21 protein-coding genes and 1 pseudogene are annotated in these 18,787 nt (G+C 61.7%); 7 read left to right on the top strand and 15 right to left on the bottom strand.

Annotated features, from left to right (window positions below; genetic code table 11):
* Window positions 1-119: 119 nt before the first annotated feature.
* Entirely contained in the window at window positions 120-242 is a 123-nt protein-coding gene (locus NKI18_RS08245) for a hypothetical protein (RefSeq protein WP_084642452.1), read from the top strand.
* Window positions 243-304: 62 nt separating this feature from the next.
* On the opposite strand, the gene NKI18_RS08250 is transcribed toward NKI18_RS08245, so the two are convergent.
* The 7 genes from NKI18_RS08250 to NKI18_RS08280 all read right to left on the bottom strand — a co-directional run bounded on the left by NKI18_RS08250 (window position 305) and on the right by NKI18_RS08280 (window position 6,836).
* Window positions 305-670, bottom strand: coding sequence for a PRC-barrel domain-containing protein (locus tag NKI18_RS08250; RefSeq protein ID WP_023675091.1), 366 nt, complete (start codon window positions 668-670; stop codon window positions 305-307).
* Between the two features lie 122 nt (window positions 671-792).
* The gene (kdsA, locus tag NKI18_RS08255) at window positions 793-1,644 is read right to left on the bottom strand and encodes a 3-deoxy-8-phosphooctulonate synthase (RefSeq protein WP_352615732.1); all 852 of its coding nucleotides are present in this window, start codon (window positions 1,642-1,644) and stop codon (window positions 793-795) included.
* Window positions 1,641-2,528, bottom strand: a complete 888-nt coding sequence (locus NKI18_RS08260) for a VOC family protein (RefSeq protein WP_352615730.1) — start codon at window positions 2,526-2,528, stop codon at window positions 1,641-1,643. Before NKI18_RS08260 ends, kdsA begins: the two co-directional genes overlap by 4 nt.
* Before the next feature lie 96 nt (window positions 2,529-2,624).
* Window positions 2,625-2,912 carry a Dabb family protein gene (locus NKI18_RS08265; protein WP_352577846.1) on the bottom strand — a complete coding sequence of 96 codons (288 nt, stop codon included), beginning with the start codon at window positions 2,910-2,912 and terminating at the stop codon, window positions 2,625-2,627.
* A 102-nt stretch (window positions 2,913-3,014) separates the two neighbouring features.
* Window positions 3,015-3,149: a hypothetical protein gene (locus tag NKI18_RS08270; RefSeq protein ID WP_023675095.1), complete on the bottom strand. Its 135-nt coding sequence runs from the start codon at window positions 3,147-3,149 to the stop codon at window positions 3,015-3,017.
* Window positions 3,150-3,516: 367 nt separating this feature from the next.
* A complete protein-coding gene (locus tag NKI18_RS08275; protein WP_352615728.1) occupies window positions 3,517-5,496 on the bottom strand; it encodes a bifunctional 2',3'-cyclic-nucleotide 2'-phosphodiesterase/3'-nucleotidase in 1,980 nt (659 codons plus the stop codon).
* A 131-nt stretch (window positions 5,497-5,627) separates the two neighbouring features.
* Window positions 5,628-6,836 carry an NAD(P)/FAD-dependent oxidoreductase gene (locus NKI18_RS08280; protein ID WP_502900669.1) on the bottom strand — a complete coding sequence of 403 codons (1,209 nt, stop codon included), beginning with the start codon at window positions 6,834-6,836 and terminating at the stop codon, window positions 5,628-5,630.
* A 236-nt stretch (window positions 6,837-7,072) separates the two neighbouring features.
* Between NKI18_RS08280 and NKI18_RS08285 the strand changes: the two genes are divergently transcribed.
* On the top strand, window positions 7,073-7,729 hold the full coding sequence (locus NKI18_RS08285; protein ID WP_352615726.1) for a 5-formyltetrahydrofolate cyclo-ligase: 657 nt from the start codon (window positions 7,073-7,075) through the stop codon (window positions 7,727-7,729).
* A 13-nt stretch (window positions 7,730-7,742) separates the two neighbouring features.
* Here the strand turns inward: NKI18_RS08285 and NKI18_RS08290 are convergent, their stop codons facing one another.
* The gene (locus NKI18_RS08290; RefSeq protein ID WP_023675099.1) at window positions 7,743-8,216 is read right to left on the bottom strand and encodes an Lrp/AsnC family transcriptional regulator; all 474 of its coding nucleotides are present in this window, start codon (window positions 8,214-8,216) and stop codon (window positions 7,743-7,745) included.
* 157 nt (window positions 8,217-8,373) lie between these two features.
* Between NKI18_RS08290 and ald the strand changes: the two genes are divergently transcribed.
* Window positions 8,374-9,489: an alanine dehydrogenase gene (gene ald / locus NKI18_RS08295; RefSeq protein ID WP_023675100.1), complete on the top strand. Its 1,116-nt coding sequence runs from the start codon at window positions 8,374-8,376 to the stop codon at window positions 9,487-9,489.
* A 249-nt stretch (window positions 9,490-9,738) separates the two neighbouring features.
* Here the strand turns inward: ald and NKI18_RS08300 are convergent, their stop codons facing one another.
* The 6 genes from NKI18_RS08300 to NKI18_RS08325 all read right to left on the bottom strand — a co-directional run bounded on the left by NKI18_RS08300 (window position 9,739) and on the right by NKI18_RS08325 (window position 14,474).
* The gene (locus NKI18_RS08300; protein ID WP_023675101.1) at window positions 9,739-10,206 is read right to left on the bottom strand and encodes a DUF1203 domain-containing protein; all 468 of its coding nucleotides are present in this window, start codon (window positions 10,204-10,206) and stop codon (window positions 9,739-9,741) included.
* Window positions 10,207-10,283: 77 nt separating this feature from the next.
* Window positions 10,284-11,090, bottom strand: a complete 807-nt coding sequence (gene dapB, locus NKI18_RS08305) for a 4-hydroxy-tetrahydrodipicolinate reductase (protein ID WP_352577842.1) — start codon at window positions 11,088-11,090, stop codon at window positions 10,284-10,286.
* Window positions 11,091-11,240: 150 nt separating this feature from the next.
* The gene (locus NKI18_RS08310) at window positions 11,241-11,804 is read right to left on the bottom strand and encodes a GNAT family N-acetyltransferase (protein ID WP_352448953.1); all 564 of its coding nucleotides are present in this window, start codon (window positions 11,802-11,804) and stop codon (window positions 11,241-11,243) included.
* A gap of 5 nt (window positions 11,805-11,809) precedes the next feature.
* Window positions 11,810-12,661 (bottom strand): 3-mercaptopyruvate sulfurtransferase, encoded by an 852-nt coding sequence (gene sseA, locus NKI18_RS08315; protein WP_352615722.1) that lies wholly within the window; start codon window positions 12,659-12,661, stop codon window positions 11,810-11,812.
* 35 nt (window positions 12,662-12,696) lie between these two features.
* On the bottom strand, window positions 12,697-13,440 hold the full coding sequence (locus tag NKI18_RS08320) for an alanyl-tRNA editing protein (RefSeq protein WP_023675105.1): 744 nt from the start codon (window positions 13,438-13,440) through the stop codon (window positions 12,697-12,699).
* The gene (locus NKI18_RS08325; RefSeq protein ID WP_352457507.1) at window positions 13,440-14,474 is read right to left on the bottom strand and encodes a cysteine synthase A; all 1,035 of its coding nucleotides are present in this window, start codon (window positions 14,472-14,474) and stop codon (window positions 13,440-13,442) included. The genes NKI18_RS08320 and NKI18_RS08325 overlap by 1 nt, the downstream gene beginning before the upstream one ends.
* 215 nt (window positions 14,475-14,689) lie before the next feature.
* On the opposite strand from NKI18_RS08325, the gene NKI18_RS08330 reads away from it, so the two are divergent.
* Both NKI18_RS08330 and NKI18_RS08335 read left to right on the top strand, forming a co-directional pair.
* Window positions 14,690-15,511 carry an SDR family oxidoreductase gene (locus tag NKI18_RS08330; RefSeq protein ID WP_352457508.1) on the top strand — a complete coding sequence of 274 codons (822 nt, stop codon included), beginning with the start codon at window positions 14,690-14,692 and terminating at the stop codon, window positions 15,509-15,511.
* Between the two features lie 25 nt (window positions 15,512-15,536).
* Window positions 15,537-15,692: pseudogene (locus tag NKI18_RS08335) on the top strand (alpha/beta hydrolase); the annotation flags it as partial.
* Window positions 15,693-15,794: 102 nt separating this feature from the next.
* Here NKI18_RS08335 and NKI18_RS08340 read toward each other — a convergent pair.
* Window positions 15,795-17,213, bottom strand: coding sequence for a DEAD/DEAH box helicase (locus tag NKI18_RS08340; RefSeq protein ID WP_352577839.1), 1,419 nt, complete (start codon window positions 17,211-17,213; stop codon window positions 15,795-15,797).
* Between NKI18_RS08340 and NKI18_RS08345 the strand changes: the two genes are divergently transcribed.
* On the top strand, window positions 17,206-17,604 hold the full coding sequence (locus NKI18_RS08345) for a hypothetical protein (protein ID WP_352615717.1): 399 nt from the start codon (window positions 17,206-17,208) through the stop codon (window positions 17,602-17,604). The genes NKI18_RS08340 and NKI18_RS08345 overlap by 8 nt on opposite strands.
* Window positions 17,601-18,787, top strand: a 1,187-nt coding sequence (locus NKI18_RS08350) for an acyl-CoA carboxylase subunit beta (RefSeq protein ID WP_353019356.1), incomplete at its 3' end; no start/stop codon positions are given. The genes NKI18_RS08345 and NKI18_RS08350, both read left to right, overlap by 4 nt.

An 18,787-nucleotide genomic window follows, 5' to 3' on the forward strand; every position in this document is an offset into this window, starting at 1 on the left:
ATTGCCCGTGCGCTACGGATTCACGAAGCACGAAGCGCTGTCATCATTTGTCATACGCGGCATGCCGGGTTCTGGTTTATGGCTGTTGTCGCGCGGGGCGAAACAGGAGGAGTTTCGCCATGTCCCAGTTGAGCGGTATTGTGAGTTTGTTCCTGATCGCGGCTGCGTTCCTGACGTCGTGCGACAATCAGCAACCCCCGCAGGGATCGTCGCCTTTGCCGGCCCTGCAGATTGCGCAGTAGCATCCCGCCACATCGAAAGGCCCCCGATTTCCCGGGGGCCTTTTTGATTCCAGGAGACTTAGTCAGTGCCAGTAAGGCTCGACCTTGTAGTAGTTGTATGAGGCGTCACGCGCGGCCTCGCCGTCGGCGCCGGTCAGCTCGTTGATCGAATAGGAAGGAGCGGCCATCAGCTGGTCTTTGGTGAACGGCACGACATAGCCGCCCTTGTTCTCATCATAGTCAAGGCTCGCCCACGGAATGGCGTGGTATTTCTCGCCGATGCCGAGAAATCCGCCAAAACCGATCACGGCAAACATGATTCCGTTCGACAGTTTGTCGAGCATGACGTCCTCGATGTCGCCGATATGAGTGCCTTCCGTATTGTAGACTGATGTGCCGATAACCCGCGAAGCGGCGATGGCTTCGGTGTGTCCCGTCTGGGTCGTCATGGTGTGCTCCTCGTCGTCGTTGACATTAGATTTTGACAATGAGGGCCGCGGGCTAAGGTTCCAGGCGGGTTCGAAATTCTTCAAAGTTTTCTTGGCGGCGCTGCTGTGGCGCAACTGCTGGTTCAACCCACGCTTTTGGCAATGCGATCGAACGCCATCAGCCGATCAAGCAATGCGGGAAGATCCTTTAGCGGCACCATGTTGGGACCGTCGGAAGGCGCGTTGTCGGGGTCCTGGTGCGTCTCGATGAAGACGCCGGCGACGCCAACCGCGACGGCCGCGCGCGCCAGCGTCTCGACAAAGCGCCGGTCGCCTCCAGACGAACCGCCCTGCCCACCCGGCTGCTGCACGGAATGGGTGGCATCGAAAATCACCGGCGCGCCGATCTCGGCCATGATCGGCAGCGCCCGCATGTCGGACACCAGGGTGTTGTAACCAAAGGATGCGCCGCGCTCGGTGACCAAGACATTGGCGTTGCCGGAGCCGATGATTTTGGCGACGACGTTCTTCATGTCCCACGGCGCGAGGAATTGCCCCTTCTTCACATTGACCACCTTGCCGGTTCTTGCCGCAGCAATCAGCAAATCGGTCTGGCGGCTGAGGAAGGCAGGAATCTGCAGGATATCGGCATGCAGAGCGACGATCGCGCATTGTTCCTCAGTGTGGACGTCGGTCAGGATCGGCAGCGAAAAATTCTTGCGCAAGTCGTCGAAGATCGGCATTGCCGCTTCAAGTCCGGCACCGCGCGTGCCGCCGAGCGAGGTGCGATTGGCCTTGTCGTAGCTGGTCTTGTAGACGAGTCCGATGCCGAGCCTTTCAGTCAATTCCTTTAGCGCACCAGCCATGTCGAAAGCGTGCTGCCGCGATTCCAGCTGGCATGGACCGGCGATCAGCGACAGGGGCGTGCTGTTGCCGAAAATGACCTTGCCGACCGCAACGGAGGAGTTTGGCATCAGTGGATTGAGCTTGTTCATGCGATCTCCCGGAAGATGAAGGCTGCGCCCTGCCCTGGCGCCGGCGGCACGATGATAGCACCGCCGCGCATGTGGTGTTCGACGGAACTGGCTGCAAGCAGCTTGGCGACGGCATCGCCGTGCCTAATCGAAAAGACGATCCCAGCAAAGCGGAGTTCAGATGGTGCGCTGGCAGGAATGCCGAAGCGTGCCGAATAGGCTGCAGGATGCAGAATGGTCACGACGGCATTCGGCAGCTCATAGACAGTGCCGCCGCCCTGCGCCTCGATTCCGGCTGCGATCGAAATCAAATGGCCTTGTTCGAAAGGTTCGCCAGTGACTGCCACGACTTCGACAATGCCGGTTGCGCCATTAGCGTGGGCCTGCAACGCAGTGCGGTCGACGTTCGGCGCATTGATCCGCTCGCAGGCGAAGAGAAAAGCGTCCGTTGCCTTGCCTGTAGCCGCGAAGGCCAGTTTGAACGATGCGGTGTCGCTCTTTCCCGTCGCATCGGTGAAGGCGCGCGAAAAGCTTAGCGCGTCTCCCGCCGACAGACCGGCTTCCATGTAGCGCGCGTGGTCCGCGGCGGCGCTTTCGGTGCCCAGCGCCACGGCAGAAAATCCTTCATCGCCGTTTTCTTCGCGATAGGTGTGATCCCGCGCGACAAAGACGTTGCGGCTCGCGATCGCCGTTGCCACGGCCTGCCGGTCGGCGACCGCGAGCGGCTCGAGATAGGTGCCGTCGGTGAGGAAGACACAGCAGTTTTCGGTTCCGAAAGGGTGGATACCTGTCGGCGCAACGGTAAAGCCGAGCAAGGTCAAGCGCGCCCGCGCAACATCGAGGCTCGCTGTCGGCAGCACCAGATGATCGAGCGGATGAGGGCTTGCGGGGGTGTTCTCGGTCATGTCCCGCGCGATGTGCCTCATTCCTGAAAATGGTTCAAGGGCTTGGCCGACGCCTCAGCGGAAAGACCACATCAGCGCGTAGGGGACGGCGGCTCGTCAACTCGCCACGATATCGGCCGAATAACGCAATTCGCGCAGCGGTTTTACCCGGCTGGTGGTCTCTGCATAGAGCGGATGCGCCTTGTAGGCGGCGAGCGCTGCCTCGTCCTCGAACTCGGCATAGACGACCACATCGATTTCATCCGAGAGCGGGTCGACCTTGGTGTTGAGCATCACCTCGAAATGGCGCGAGTGGGGTATCTTGCCGAGCGCCAGCAGACCCGTACGCACTGCCTCGACGTCCACTTTACGCCGTGCGCTGAAGAAAACGATATGCCGGATCAACCCAGCCTCCTGGACCGTTGGACCGGCGTTCTTTTGTGTCAGCGGGAGCGTGCCGTCAATCGGCAGGATGTCGCGTCGGCGAACCGTGGCGAAGAAGAGAAACTACACCATGCTGGTTACATAGTGCACGACGCGGGTCACCTCCCTGATGGTCCTGTCGAGGTAGCGGCCTTGGTTGTAAATGCCGTCCCAGATCAGGAAAAAGGTGACGGTCGTGATGATGATGACATAACGCATGGCTAAAACTAGCGCATATGGATGCTTGCAACCATAGTGATTCCGGCCTGCTGGGACCCTCCCCGAATTTTAACAGCCTTTGGTCTGTCCGCTGCGATGCTTGCTGGCCAGAATGGCGCTACCGCTGCAGGGCGCCTAGGAAAGATAACCCCGCTCGGCTTCGACGACCGCTTCCCGCCTCGATCGACCAACTGCCACACGATTATTCCGGTGGGATTTCGACGGACGCGCTGGATCTGGTCATGCCGCCGTCAAGCGGCGTTTCACACCACCTGCTTGAAGAGGCCCCCTGTCTCAAACGGATTGGCCGTATCGGGACAGTATCTTAACGCTGAGACAGTTTCGAGCCGACGCTCAAATCCTTGCCTCAAAGCGTGATGCGGTATTTTGCAAAGCCCGCTTCGCCCTCGCCCGCCGGCTCGATCTTCAGCGACTTCACTTGCGCAATAAACTCCTTCGCCTTGGCGCCGGTCTCGAATACGACGCTGGTTTCCGGTAGTGGCGCAAACGACCAGTTGGCATCCGCCGACGGGTTGATGGTGCCTTCGCTGACGATATAGCGCACGATCACGTCGCGGTTGGTGTCGGGCGCTTCGTAGATGATCTTCGAGGCATTGATCTCCGGGAAATTGCCGCCGCCACCGGCCCGGTAGTTGTTGGTTGCGACGACGAATTTCCGCATGGGATCAATTGGTTTGCCGTCGAACATCAAGTCAATGATGCGGGTCGAGCCGGCGTTCACCAGCCCGCCCTTCGAATCATATTTCGGTGGCTGCGACAGGTCGATCCGGTAGGTAACGCCGTCGATCACGTCGAAATTATAAGACGGGAAGTCGGTGTTGATGAGCGCCTGGTCGGCTTTGCCCGGTTCGATCCGGTTGAAGATGCCGGCCGACATTTCCAGCCATTCCTTCACCTCTGCCCCGGTGATTTCGACGGCGCGCACCGTGTTTGGATAGAGGTAGAGGTCGGCGACGTTCTTGATGGCGATATCGCCCACCGGTACGTCGGTGTAATAGTCGGCGCCGTTGCGCCCGCCCGCCTTGAACGGTGCCGCCGCCGACAACAGCGGCATATCCTTCCACTCTGTGTTCTTCAGGATGTCCTCCAAGTACCAGGTCTGCGCCTGGCTGACGATCTGCACCGATGGATCGTCGGCGACCAGCGCAAAATAGGAATAGAGCGGCGCCGAGGTTTTGCCGACCGGCCGGCGCACATAGGCAAGCGTCGCCTCGTGGTCCTGTTTGAGCGCGTCGACGATGCGCTGGTCGTCCGCGACGGTCGGCTTGTTCGTTTTGTCGACCCGCTCAAAGATCGGCCTGGCCTCAGAGGTCGTCGAAACGATTTTCCACGTCGATCCGTCGCGCTCCAGCAACAGATCGATCAGCCCCATGTGCGAGCCCCAGAAGCCGGCCATGACGGCGGGCTTGCCTTGCAACGTGCCTTTCGCCGTATCGACGGCTTCCAGCGACTGAAAGTCCTTCTTGCCGGGGAAGATCAGATGCTGGTGGCCGGTGAACACCGCATCGATACCTTCGACACCGGCAACGAAGAAGGAGGCGTTCTCCATCATGTCGCTTTGCTTCACGTCGATGCCAGAATGGGAGAGCGCAATGACGATGTCGGCGCCTTCTTCCTTCATTTGCGGCACCCACGCCTTGGCCGCCTCGACGATGTCGCGCGTCTTGACGCTGCCCTCGAGATTTTTCAGGTCCCAGACCATGATCTGCGGCGGCACGAAGCCGATGATGCCGATCCTGATCGGTTGCTCGGCGCCCGACCCGTCTTTGATCTTCCTGTCGAGGATGACGAAAGGCTTGAGATAAAGCTTGTCGTCGCGCGGGTTCGCGGCGAACTCCGTGCCGCGGATCAAATTCGCGCAGACAAACGGGAAATTGGCACCGGCCAGCACCTTGTCCATGAACGACAGGCCATAGTTGAACTCGTGGTTGCCGAGCGTCGAGCATTCGTAGCCGAGCAGGTTCATGCCCTTCATGACCGGATGCAGATCGCCATCCTTCATCCCCCTCTCGTAGGCGATGTAGTCGCCCATCGGGTTGCCTTGCAGAAGGTCGCCATTATCGATCAGCATCGCGTTGGTTGCTTCCTTGCGCACGGCTTCAATCAACGATGCCGTTCGCGACAGCCCCATCGTGTCGTTAGCTTTGTCGGCGTAGTAATCGTAAGGCAGCACATTCACGTGGATGTCGGTCGTCTCCATAATCCTCAGATGCGCCTGATTGGCTTGAGCCCGGGCGGAGAACGGGTGCAGCATGAGCAGCGCTCCGCTGGCGGCAACGCCGGCGAGGAAATCGCGGCGTGAGACGAGGTGGCGCAATTGGGACATTCGTTTTCTCTTTCTTCCACGACGTGACAAGTCCTGCCCGAAGCAAAGCTTCGCGCCGAAATCCAGCCGAGTCCAGAAGCCGATTCCATCAAGAGGAGGTGACGCGCCGATGAATGTCCGGCAGCGAACAATCAGCCCTTATCGTCGTCGCCCTGCGTGATCAGCCGCGCGCTGCGCTGACCGGTGAAGTAGATCCATAGCCAACTCAGGGAAACCGCAAGCCGGTTACGAAAGCCGATCAGGAAGTAAATATGCGCCAAGCCCCATAGCCACCAGGCAAGCCGGCCGGTAAGCTTGATCCAGCCGAAATCGATGGCCGCGGCGCGCTTGCCTATCGTCGCCAGATCGCCGTCATGCCTGTAGCTGAAAGGACGCGGTGTCGCGTCACCGGCAAGCCTTGCCTTGATCGCCGTGGCGACGTGCCGTCCCTGCTGCTTGGCGGCGGGCGCGACGCCCGGCACCAGCCGGCCATCCGGTCGCAGGACGTGCGCTGCGTCACCGATGACGAAAATCTCTGGGTTTCCCGGCACACTCAAGTCGGGCTCGACAAGCACCCTGCCCGCGCGGTCCGCTGCCGCGCCGAGCCATTCGGCGGCTGGCGAAGCGGCTACGCCCGCCGCCCACAGGATTGTCCTGGCCGGCAAATGCCTGTCGCCGAAGACGACACCCTCAGCATCGCAGCGCGTAACCGCCCGGCCGAGTTCGACGGTCGCGCCGAGCCGTTCGAGCGCCTTCATTGCATAATCGGAGAGTTCCGGCGCGAAATTGGCAAGAACGCGGTCGCCGGCCTCAATCAGCACCACACGCGTCTGCCGCGTGTCGATGTTGCGGAACTCGCCGCGCAGCGTGTCGTGCGCCAGTTCGGCAATGGTGCCGGCCAATTCCACGCCGGTCGGCCCGCCGCCGACGATCGCCAGCGTCAGCAATGCCTGGCGCTGGGCGGGATCGGTTTCCCGCTCGGCCTGCTCGAAAGCCAAAAGAATACGCCGTCGAATGGTCGTGGCGTCCTCCAGCGTCTTCAGGCCCGGGGCGAATGGCTCCCATTCGTCATGGCCGAAATAGGCGTGCCGCGCGCCGGTGGCCAGCACCAGCGTGTCGTAAGCGACCGTGCCGCCGTCCTGCAGCAGCACGCGCTTGCCGGTGCGGTCGATGCCAGTCACAGTGGCAAGCAGCGTCGTCACGTCCTTGCGCCTGCGCAGGAGATGGCGGATCGGCCAAGCCACTTCGGAGGTGGCCAGGGCCGTCGTCGCCACCTGGTAGAGCAGCGGCTGAAAGAGGTGATGATTGCGCCTGTCGATCATGGTGATGCGCACCGGCGCGCCGGCAAGTGCGCGGGTCAACTCGAGGCCGCCGAAGCCGGCGCCTACGACAACGACGCGATGTTGGCTATGTTCATCTCACTCATTCCTTTCGCCAAGGATGATGTAAGTATCGTTGTGCAGTGCAGCAATGCCTGCGCTGCAACTGCCTGGGACTCGTCTCTTGATGTCGTGAATACGCATGCTGCAGACTCATTCCCGGATATAGCTTACGTCCCGGATACGACTTGGTTGGAACAGTATATTGCAGGTGAAGCATGGCTAAGGATGAAGATGAAGACCCAGCGCAGTACGCCTCGCCGCCTTGTTTTATGCACGAGCTTGATCCGGAGTTCCAAGCGCCGCTATCCGACTGGACCGACGTAAGGCGCTGGCGCAAGGCCGAGCGCGAGCGGTTGATCGTATCCCGCCTTGCCGTTTCGGCCGACACGCGCGCAGCCATGTCGCAGCGCATTGCCGAAAGGCTCGACGCGGTGATCGGCGACATCGCCGGCCGCATGGTCAGCCTCTATTGGCCGTTTCGCGGCGAGCCGGACCTGCGCCCGTGGATGGAAACCGTTAACGCGCGGGGCGGGCGCACGGCGTTGCCCGTCGTCGTCGAGAAAGACCGGCCGCTTGTCTTTCGCGCCTATACCCACGGAGACCGGCTGGAGAAGGGCGTCTGGAATATCCCGATACCGGCTGACGGCGATCCGGTGTTGCCCGACATCGTCATTTCGCCGATCGTCGGCATCGATCCCGGGCAGTTTCGCCTGGGTTATGGCGGCGGCTTCTTCGATCGCACGCTTGCCGCGATGCCCTTCAAACCGCTGGTCGTCGGCGTCGGCTACGAACTGCAGCGCATCGTCACCATCTACCCGCAGCCGCACGACATTCCGATGGACCGTGTGGTGACCGAGGCAGTCAACACCTAGGCGAGTTCGGGGCCTAGGCGAGTTCAGGTTTCATTCCCACGGCCGTGCGATCGACGATTTCGCGCAAGGCAAAAGACGAATTGATCTTCGTCACATGCGGCATTGCCGACAGCCACTCCTTGTGGATGCGTTCGTAGTCGACGAGATCCTTTGCCGCGATGCGCAGGATGTAGTCATATTCGCCCGACATCAAATGGCAGGACAGGACGTTCGGGCAGCGCTTTATCGCTGCCTCGAAATCCGACAACGTCTTCTCGAATTGCCCGGACAGCGATATATGCACGATCGCCGTCATCTGGTGCCCAAGTGCAGCGTTGGACAGCCGTGCGTGATAGCCGCGGATGGTTCCGGACTTCTCCAGATTGTCCAGCCGCCGCGAACAGGCCGACTGCGACAGGCCAACCTTCTCGGCGAGCGCTGCGTTGGGTATCCGCCCGTCTTTCTGCAGCGTCTCGAGAATGGCGATATCAATCCTGTCTAGCGGCATTTTTGCGGGTTCCTGCGAGAATTCTAATGTTTTGCGCAACGATTATCGAACAGTGGCCTCTCTGGCAAGCGCATTCGCAAACACTTACCGAACGATTCGTGGTTCACTATCTCTAGACAGGGAACAGGTCCTAAAAGGGCCGGATCAGGAGAAAAAGATGCGCGTCGGTTGCCCCCGGGAAATCAAGAACCATGAATACCGCGTCGGCCTGACACCGGGTTCGGTCCGTGAATATGTCGCGCATGGCCATGAAGTGCTGATCGAGACCGGCGCCGGCGCCGGCATCGGCGCCGATGACAACGCGTATCGCGCCGCCGGCGCCACGATTGCCAAAACGGCCGCCGACGTTTTTGCCAAGTCTGACATGATCGTGAAGGTCAAGGAGCCGCAGCCCAACGAATGGGTTCAGCTCCGCGACGGCCAGATCCTCTATACCTATCTGCATCTTGCTCCGGATCCGGAGCAGACCAAGGGCCTGCTGGCCTCCGGCGTGACCGCGATAGCCTACGAGACGGTCACCGACGAGCGCGGCGGTCTGCCGCTGCTAGCACCGATGTCGGAAGTCGCCGGCCGCCTGTCGATCCAGGCGGGCGCAACGGCGCTGCAAAAGGCCAATGGTGGCCGCGGCGTGCTACTTGGCGGCGTGCCCGGCGTGCTCCCCGGCAAGGTCACTGTGCTCGGCGGCGGCGTCGTCGGCCTGCATGCTGCACGGATGGCCGCCGGCCTTGGCGCCGACGTCACCATCATTGACCGCTCGATCCCGCGCCTGCGTCAGCTCGACGACATCTTTGGCGGCCGCGTCCACACCCGCTACTCGACCGTCGAGGCGCTGGAGGAAGAATGTTTTTCGGCTGACATCGTCGTCGGCGCCGTGCTGATCCCGGGGGCAGCAGCGCCGAAGCTGGTGACGCGCGAAATGCTGTCGGGCATGAAGAAAGGCGCCGTGCTGGTCGACGTCGCCATCGACCAGGGCGGCTGCTTCGAGACCTCGCACGCCACCACCCATGCCGAGCCGACCTATGAGGTCGATGGCGTCATCCACTATTGCGTCGCCAACATGCCGGGTGCGGTGCCGGTCACCTCGGCCCACGCGCTCAATAATGCGACGCTGCATTATGGCCTGCAGCTCGCCGACAAGGGCCTCAAGGCGCTGGTAGACGACCACCATCTGCGCAACGGGCTGAACGTCCACAAGGGCAAGATCACGAATCGCGCAGTGGCCGAAGCGCTCGGTTACGACCTGGTCGAGCCGAAGGCCGTTCTCGCCGCCTGAGCTGTCCGAATCTGCCTCTCCAGTGCCCGTCGGATTCGTCCGACGGGTTTTTTCTTATGTCGAAAAACTGAAAAGTGTCGGGCGCGCGGAATAACCGGACAACAAAAAAAGCGGAGCCAAAGCCCCGCTTCCTCGGTTGTCGAAAATTCCCGCCGGTTCATCCGCGGTCGGCAAATCGATCGACAGTGTGTTTCTACCGCTTGTATGCGACGGGAGTACGACAGCCCCAAGCCGGTGCAGCCTGTCCGGTTACGCGCGGTCGATCCGGCATTGATAGCAATTGTTGCGCGCCGAGCGGATGTGGACGTAAGCGATGTCGTCGCGTTCGAACAACGTCTCTGCCCGTGCGGCAATTGCGTCGGTCGGAATGACGCCGCCGCTGCCGTAAACGATGCGGTCGTCCTTGCCATAACCGCGCACAATGTAATCGCTGCTTTCGAGCATTTCGGGAAGCATTTTCCCCTCGGCGGCGCGTTCGCATTCTTTCGCATGCAGAAAGATCGGCCCCGTTTCGGCATAAGGCTGCAGCTCCGGAAAAGGCCGATAGGCCAAAACAAGATAGGCTTCTCCCACAGCAATATTTTTCAAGCAATGACGGCAAGGCACGCCGTCGCCATCCGAAAGTTGCCGCTCTGGCTTCAAGCCATAAGCATCCGGCCCGCCGCGCTGAAGTGCCCGGACAGCATTGGTTGGCAAGGCTTTGAATTTTAGCGTCATGGCAAAATCTCCGGTGTCGTCGACCGGAAATTATGCTCGCAAGGCAGAGCTTCCCACCCGATTCCTGCCGAAATGGATCAATCCATCAGCGCGTCGAGACCACGAACCAGACCTTTGATCTGCTGTACCCGTCTGATGGCGAGCAGCGTGCCCGCCACGTAAGGCGCCGCGGACGAGCCGGCGTCGTGGCGTATGGTCAGCCGCTCGTCTGGCAGACCGAACAGCGCCTCGCAGGACAGGATGTAGGACGGCAGGCGAAGCGCGTGCACTTGCACCCCCTCGCCTGCGCCGACCCCACCACCGCGTGTGGCCGGCACGCCGGAGACCTCGGAGACCGGCTTTGCCGTTGAGGCCTTGCGGATGTCGGCCAGCGCTTCAGCAAGCTCTCGTGCGGTTCCGGAGGGCGCGTCGGGCTTCTTTGCACTAGCATAATCGATGACCTCGACGTCCGGCACGTATTTTGCCGCCATAAGTGCAAACCGCTTCATCAGCGTGGCGGTGATGGAAAAGTTGCCAGCGGCAACAACGCCGACGCCATTGGCGCGCGCCGCGGCGTCGATCTCGGCATAGTCGGCAGCTCCCAGTCCCGACGTGCCGATCACCGTGTGCCGCCCGTTGTCGATGGCGAGCAGCACATGGTCTTTCACGACATGCGGCTTGGTGAAGTCGACCAGCACGTCCGACGGCGCCTCCAGCGCCTCGGCCAGCGAGGCCGAAACGGCAATACCATTAGCCGGCATACCAACCAGCAGACCGGAATCCTGCCCCGCGCCGCTGCGTGATACAGCCCCGGCCAGCGCCATGTCGCCTTGCGCCCCGATCGCCGGAACCAGCGCTTTGCCGACCCAGCCGGTCGCGCCGGCCATTACCACGCGTATTGCCATCGTGCGATCCTCCATCACCCATCGGTTTTTAGACGATAGCGATATGGAAAGAGCCAAGCTCATTCAAGTCGGGCTCGCCTTTGAGTGTTGATCCAGAGACTCTGGGACATTGCAAAGACAAGCTGAAGCTCGGATGAACGGGCCTGAAAATCAGGGCCGCATGACGCTGGCCGCGCGCTCGGCAAAAGACATCGGATGTACGACCTCCTTTTTTTGCGCCACTGGCGTAAAGCCGAGTTTTTGATAGAGCGGCAGTGCTGCTGGGTGATCGAGGGTGCAGGTCTGCACCGTCACCCGCTTTGGCCCGTGCGACCAGGCTGCGGCGATTGCCGCACCGAGGAACCAGCGGCCGATGCCTTGCCCGGTCGCGTGCTCCATCATTCCGAAATAAGCGAGTTCCACTTCCTCCGGCAAATGCGGCTTGAGGTCGAAGAAGCCGGCCGGCGCACCATCCAGATAAAGCACCCTGATGTCGCGGTCCTCGCGGTGGATGCCCGCCGCAAGCTCCTCGTCGCTCAGCCTCAAAACATTGACCCAGTGCCATTTGCGGCCGACCCGATCCATCAAATAGCGGTAGAAATGCAGGGGAATGTCTTTGGTCTTGAGCAGCGCGATCTGGCGGTTGTACGGCAGCGGCGGCGAATAGGCAGGCGGCACATGCATTTCGAGAAACGTCACGGTGACATCGATGTCTTCCAGCGATCCGTCTTCCATCACCGTCAGTCCTTGCCCGTCACGACAGGCGTGTCGGAAAGCCCGCCCCATTCGGTCCATGAACCGTCATAAAGCCTGTTGTCGGCATGGCCAAGCGTCTCCAAAGCTAGCGTGACGGCTGCCGCGGTGACGCCCGACCCGCAGGAGGTGACGACCGGCTTCGACAGGTCGATGCCGGCTCCGTCGATCACTTTGCGCAGCCTGTCCTTCGGCAACAATTCGCCGTTTTCCGAAAGCGCCGAAAACGGCACGTTGTGCGCGCCCGGCATATGGCCGGAGCGGATGCCGGGGCGCGGCTCCGGCTCGGTGCCGGCAAAACGGCCAGGCGAGCGCGCGTCGGCGATCTGGCTCTCCCCCGTCTCGACGATCCGGCGCATGTCGGCAAGGCTGGCGACGCGGGCGGCATCGAAGTTGGCATAAAACACGCAAGGCGCGATCTTCGTCGGCTCCGCAGTCACCGGCCGTCCGGCGGCTTTCCAACGATCGAAGCCGCCGTCGAGTATATAGACCTGGAACACGCCCATGACGCGAAACAACCACCAGGCGCGCGGTGCAGAAAAGAACCCTGGCCCGTCATAGACAACAATCGTGTCATCGGCCGAAATACCCATCGCGCCGACATATTGCGCGAAATGCTGCGGCGACGGCAGCGTGTGCGGCAGAGCCGCGTCGGGGTCCGAAACCGCATCCTGGTCGAGGAAGCGGGCGCCTGGAATATGCGCTACGTCGTACTCGGCGCGCGCGTCACGCTTTTGCGCCGGCAGATACCAGGACGCGTCGACAATCGTCAGGCCGGGTTCGCCGAGCCGCTTCTGTAACCAATCGGCATCGATGGTGAAAGGACTGTCGTCGGCCATCTTTTCTCTCCTGTCCCGCCCGTCGCAGTCCTATATCAGGCTGGCGGCATAGGACCAAAGCGAATGCGGAAGCGCCGGTTCTCGCGGCCCTTCTTCTCGATCTTGCCGATATGGATCTCGCCGATTTCGCTGGTGCTCTTTACATGGGTGCCGCCGCAAGGCTGGCTGTCGATCGAAGCGTTCTCGCCGATGCAGACCAATCGGATCCTTCCCGTGCCGGCCGGGGGCCGCACATTCTTGGATTTCACCAAGCCCGGATTGGATGCCAGTTCCTCGTCGGAAATGAGCCGGGTGAAGATCGGGTGGTCGGCTCGCACCAGCTCCATCAGTCTGGCCGTCACGTCTTCCTTGGTAAAGCCGGCGTCCGGGATGTCGAAATCGATACGGCTGTCGTCCTCGGAAACCGCGGCGCCGGTGATCGGGAACGGACAGACGACGGTAAGCAGGTGGCAGGCAGAATGCATGCGCATCAGCAACTGCCGCCGCGGCCAGTCGATGGCGAGCCTCATGCGCTCGCCCACCTTTGGAACTGCCTGCTCCGGCGCCGGCACATGGATGATCTCGTCCTTGGTTTCGCCGGTGATCGTAGCGGCAATCGCTATGCCGGTGCCGTCGGCGCGTTCGAGGCTGCCGGTGTCGCCCGGCTGCCCGCCCGATGTGGCGTAAAACACCGTCCGGTCCAGAATGATGCCGCCGCGATCATTGACTGCGACGACGGTGGCGTCGGCCGTCCCCAGATAGGCGTCGTCACGAAACAGCGCTTCGGTCTTGTGCGCCATCACGCAACCCTTTCGAACGGTACCGAAATCGTGCTCTGTTGCTCCATCCACCCCGGCACCGGCAGCTTCTTTTCGCGCAGGAATTCAGGATTGAACAGCTTCGACTGGTAGCGCGTGCCGTAGTCGCAAAGCATGGTCACGATGGTGTGGCCGGGGCCTAGCTCGCGCGCCAGGCGAATGGCGCCGGCAATGTTGATGCCCGTCGAACCGCCAACGCAAAGCCCCTCCTCCTGGATCAGGTCGAATACGATCGGCAGCGCGTCCTCGTCGGGGATCTGGAAGGCAAAATCGGGTGTAAAGCCTTGGAGGTTGGCGGTGATCCGCCCCTGCCCGATGCCTTCGGTGATCGAACTGCCCTCGGATTTCAGCTCGCCGCTGGTGTAGAAGGAATAGAGCGCTGCCCCCAGCGGATCGGCCAGCGCGATCTTGACCTGGTTGTTTTTGGCCTTCAGCCCGAAACCGACGCCTGCCAGAGTGCCGCCGGAACCGACCGCCGACACGAAACCATCCACCTTGCCGTCGGTCTGGTTCCAGATTTCTTCGGCCGTGGTGCGGATATGGCCGTCACGGTTGGCGACATTGTCGAACTGGTTGGCCCAGATCGCGCCGTTCGGCTCGCTCTTCGCCATCTGCTCGGCCAGTCGGCCCGACAGCTTCACGTAATTGTTCGGGTTCTTGTAAGGCACGGCGGGCACTTCGATCAGCTCGGCGCCGAGCAGTTTGATTGTATCCTTCTTCTCCTGGCTCTGGGTGTCGGGAATGACGATCACCGTGCGGTAGCCGAGCGCCTTGGCAACCAGTGTCAATCCGATGCCGGTATTTCCGGCCGTCCCCTCGACGATGACGCCGCCGGGCCGCAGCAGCCTGCGCTGCTCCGCATCGCGGATGATAAACAGGCCGGCGCGGTCCTTTACCGACTGCCCGGGATTCATGAATTCGGCCTTGCCCAGGATCTCGCAGCCGGTTGCTTCCGAGGCCTTGTTGAGGCGGATCAGGGGCGTGTTGCCGATCACGTCGATCACAGAACGGGGCATGGAGATTCCTTTGTGGGTGCGGCGAAACCCTAGAAACCCGAAGCTTCGGTTTCAAGGCAAGAATTTGCCTGGTCCAGTCGCATTTCGCACACTGCAATTCCTGCAGCCAGGAGCGCCCGACCGGTATTCATTTCAACCATGTACCGAAAAGCACTCTTTTCATTCGATTTCTTCACCGGTAGAGCACAGGCTAAGAAGAGCCGGCGGGGCGCAACATGACACTCTATCGGGCCAATCCGAAGCATGGCGTCGCCTGGATTACGGGCGGCAGCAGCGGTATCGGCCGTTCGCTGGCCAAGGATCTTGCCGCTCGGGGCTATGTCGTCGCGGTGACTGCGCCAGATGACCATCCGATCGATACGCTCATCGTCGAAACGGCGCAGATGGCGGGCCGTGTCGCAGCCTATCCTTGCGACGTGACCGACGAAAAACGCATGGCGAAGACGGTTGCAGCGATCGAGAAAGATCTCGGTCCGATCGTGTTGGCAGTGTTCAACGCTGGAAGCTATATCGCAACGCCGGGCGAGGATCTTGTGGCGCGCAATTTCCGTCGGTCTTTCGAAGTCAATTATTTCGGCATCATCAACGGCCTGCTGCCAGTCATCGAACGCATGCGCGTGCGCTCGCGCGGCCATGTCGTGCTGATCGGTTCGGTTACCGCCTATTTCGGCTGGCCCACCACCGCCGCCTATGGCGGCACCAAGGCGGCGGTCAATATCCTGGCCGAGTCGCTGAAATACGATTTCGACAAGATGAACGTCCGCATCCAGGTGATTAATCCGGGCTTTGTCGACACGCGGCTGACCGAAAAGAACTTCCTGCCGATGCCGGGCTTGATGCCGGTCAATCTGGCCTCGCGCCGCATCGCGCAAGGCATCGAATACGGCGGCTTCGAAGTCACTTTCCCACGCCGCCTGAGTTGGACGCTGAAGCTGCTCAGGATGCTGCCGAGGCCGTTCTGCCGATGGGTGATCAGCACGGTCACCCGCTGGAATGCGCGGCCGCTGAATTTCGACCGCAAGCCGCCAGTCGAGTAGGATCGGTGATGGGCGAGCGATCGTGCTTGCGGGTCGCTGGGGCGCCGCACATGAATTGATGCCGGTCGACGATACCGGCGACCCGGACAACCACGTCATTGCCGGCGACGCGCTGTCGCCATCGACCACGGCTTTCCTCGCGCAGCGGATCGTCGTGTGGATCGAGGCGGTGGTAAAGTGAACCAAAGGTCCCCAAGCAAGAGGGCGACCGAAGCATCGCTCCGGTCGCCCTCTTCAATCGTGTGTGACCAAGCCGGGCTTGGCCGACCGCAACACGGTCAGATTATGCGGCCCGCGCTGTTGGCCGTTTGCCGCCGAAGCGGCGCTTGTTATTGCCCTTGAAGGGCTTGGCGCCTTCCGGCTTGCGCTCGCCCGCAAAGGCCGGCTTGTCGCCGAACCGCTTCTTGCCGAAGCCGTTGTTTGCGCCGCCGGGCCGCCTGCCGTCGCGACGGCCATTGTGGTCGTTGCGATCATTGGCCGGTTCGAAGCTGCGCTCGTTCTTCTCGGCGGGATTGCGCTGCGGATCGGGGCTGCCGAGATGGTCGGCAACGATCGGCAGCTTGGTGCGGATGATGCGCTCGACCTGACGCAGCTTGCTGTTTTCAGACGGGTCGCAGAGTGTGATGGCGATGCCGTCCATGCCGTTGCGGCCGGTGCGGCCGATGCGGTGGACATAGCTCTCCGCCTCGTCCGGCAGGTCGAAATTCACCACATGGCTGATGCCGGGCACGTCGATGCCGCGTGCAGCAATGTCGGTCGCCACGAGAATGCGCACCGAACCCTCACGGAAATCGTTGAGTGCCTTCTGGCGGGCGTTCTGCGACTTGTTGCCGTGGATGACGGCGGCCTTGAAGCCGTCGCGCTCGAGATCCTTGGTCACCCTGTCGGCGCCATGCTTGGTGCGCGAGAAGATGATGACGGACTTCATCGCCTCATCGGCAAGCATGTTGGCCAGCACCTGGCGCTTCTGCTTGGTGCGGGCAAAGACGACACCCTGCACGATCTCGGCTGCCGCGGTGCTGTGAGGAGCGACTTCGACGCGGATCGGGTTCTTCAGCAGGCCTTTCGCCAGTTCGGCGATCTCGGCCGGCATAGTCGCCGAGAACAGCACCGTCTGACGGTCCGGCGCCGTCGCCTTGGCGATTCGCTTCACGTCGTTGATGAAGCCCATGTCGAGCATGCGGTCGCCTTCGTCGAGCACCAGCCATTTGGTGTCGGCAAGCATCAGGTCGCCTTCACGCACAAGGTCGGTCAGCCGACCGGGCGTTGCGATCAGGATGTCGACGCCGGGCGCAACCTTCTTCACCTGGCTGAAGCGCGAGACGCCGCCCAGCACGAGCGCGGTCGATACATGCGCGCCCTTGGCGAGCAGCTTGATCATCTCCTCGATCTGCACCGCGAGTTCACGTGTCGGCGCCAGGATCAGCGCGCGGGCCGTCTTCGGCCGGCGCTTGGTGCCAAGTGCGATGATCTTCGACAGGATCGGCAGCGCGAACGCCGCCGTCTTGCCCGAGCCGGTCTGGGCGATGCCGAAAATGTCGCGGCCTTCGAGCTGCGGCGGGATCGCCTGGGCCTGGATCGGCTTCGGATCGGTAAAGCCGGCGGCAGTGGTGGCCTTGAGCAGTGCGCCGGTAATTCCAAGTGCGGCGAAACCGTTCAGTTCCCCAGTGTCCTTACCGATCAAAGTGTTTTCATTGGTCAAAATATTCTTCTTTCATGCGGCTCCTGGCCGCAAACATCAATGGGCGGCAGGGCGCAACCTGCCGTCGAAAATTGTCATGAAACGACAAGGCGGGCGGACATTATCGTCCACACGGCTGCGCTGTCGTGCCCGCAGGCATCATGCCACGGGGCTTTTTCGCCACCTTGCCGATCTGTCGGGAAGAGGGAAAACAGACGCAACCAGTCTCATTCGTCGAGAAGGCCGGATTATCCCGGCCCAAGCGCCTATGCCGCCGCATATGGCCCAGTTCCGATCGAAATGCAAGGGGCCGATGCTGCAGCGCAGCAAAAGCCATGAGGAAGCGGCGCTTGCGCTCTCTCGCGGGCATGATTACCACAATGCAGCTTTCCGTTTCGGGGACCGGTCATGAAGGACGTGCTGAAGGAACTCGAGCGCCGCCGCGAGATCGCCCGCATGGGCGGCGGCCAGGCCCGCATCGACGCCCAGCACAAGAAGGGCAAGCTGACCGCCCGCGAACGCATAGACGTCTTTCTCGACGAGGGCTCGTTCGAGGAGTTCGACATGTATGTCGAGCACCGCTCGACCGATTTCGGCATGGAGAAAACCAAGATCGCCGGCGACGGCGTCGTTACCGGCTGGGGCACCGTCAACGGTCGCCCGGTCTATCTTTTCGCCAAGGATTTCACCGTGTTCGGCGGCTCGCTGTCCGAGGCCCATGCCGAAAAGGTGGTCAAGGTCCAGGAGATGGCGCTGCGCAACCGCGCGCCGATCATCGGCCTTTACGACGCCGGCGGCGCCCGCATCCAGGAAGGCGTGGCGGCGCTCGGCGGCTATGCCGAGATCTTCCAGCGCAATGTACTGGCCTCCGGCGTCATCCCGCAGATCTCACTGATCATGGGCCCCTGCGCCGGCGGCGATGTCTATTCGCCGGCGATGACTGACTTCATCTTCATGGTTCGCGAAACCTCCTACATGTTCGTCACCGGGCCGGATGTGGTGAAGACCGTCACCAACGAGACGGTCACCGCCGAAAGCCTCGGCGGCGCTTCTATCCACACGACGAAGTCCTCGATCGCCGACGGAGCCTACGACAATGACGTCGAGGCGCTGCTGCAGATGCGGCGGCTGATCGATCTGCTGCCCGCTTCCAACACGGCGGAAATTCCCGAGATCGAATGCTACCAGTCGGTCACCGATCACGATCTGTCGCTCGACAGGCTGATCCCCGACAATGCCAACAAACCCTACGACATCAAAGAGTTGATCCTTAAAGTTGCCGACGAGGGTGACTTCTTCGAGATCCAGCAGAATTTTGCGAAAAACATCGTCACCGGCTTCGGCCGTATCGAGGGCCGCACCGTCGGCTTCGTCGCCAACCAGCCGATGGTGCTGGCCGGCGTGCTCGATTCGGATGCCAGCCGCAAGGCGGCGCGTTTCGTGCGCTTCTGCGACTGCTTCGCGATCCCGATCGTCACCTTCGTCGACGTGGCCGGGTTGCAGCCCCGCCCCCCCGCCGCAAAATGTGGGGGTGTAAACCACGGCGCCCAGCAGCTGATAGGCGATGGCCCAGCCCCCCGGGCACAAAAGACCCG

This window comes from Mesorhizobium sp. M0800 (assembly GCF_040320095.1).
Classification (GTDB): Bacteria; Pseudomonadota; Alphaproteobacteria; order Rhizobiales; family Rhizobiaceae; genus Mesorhizobium.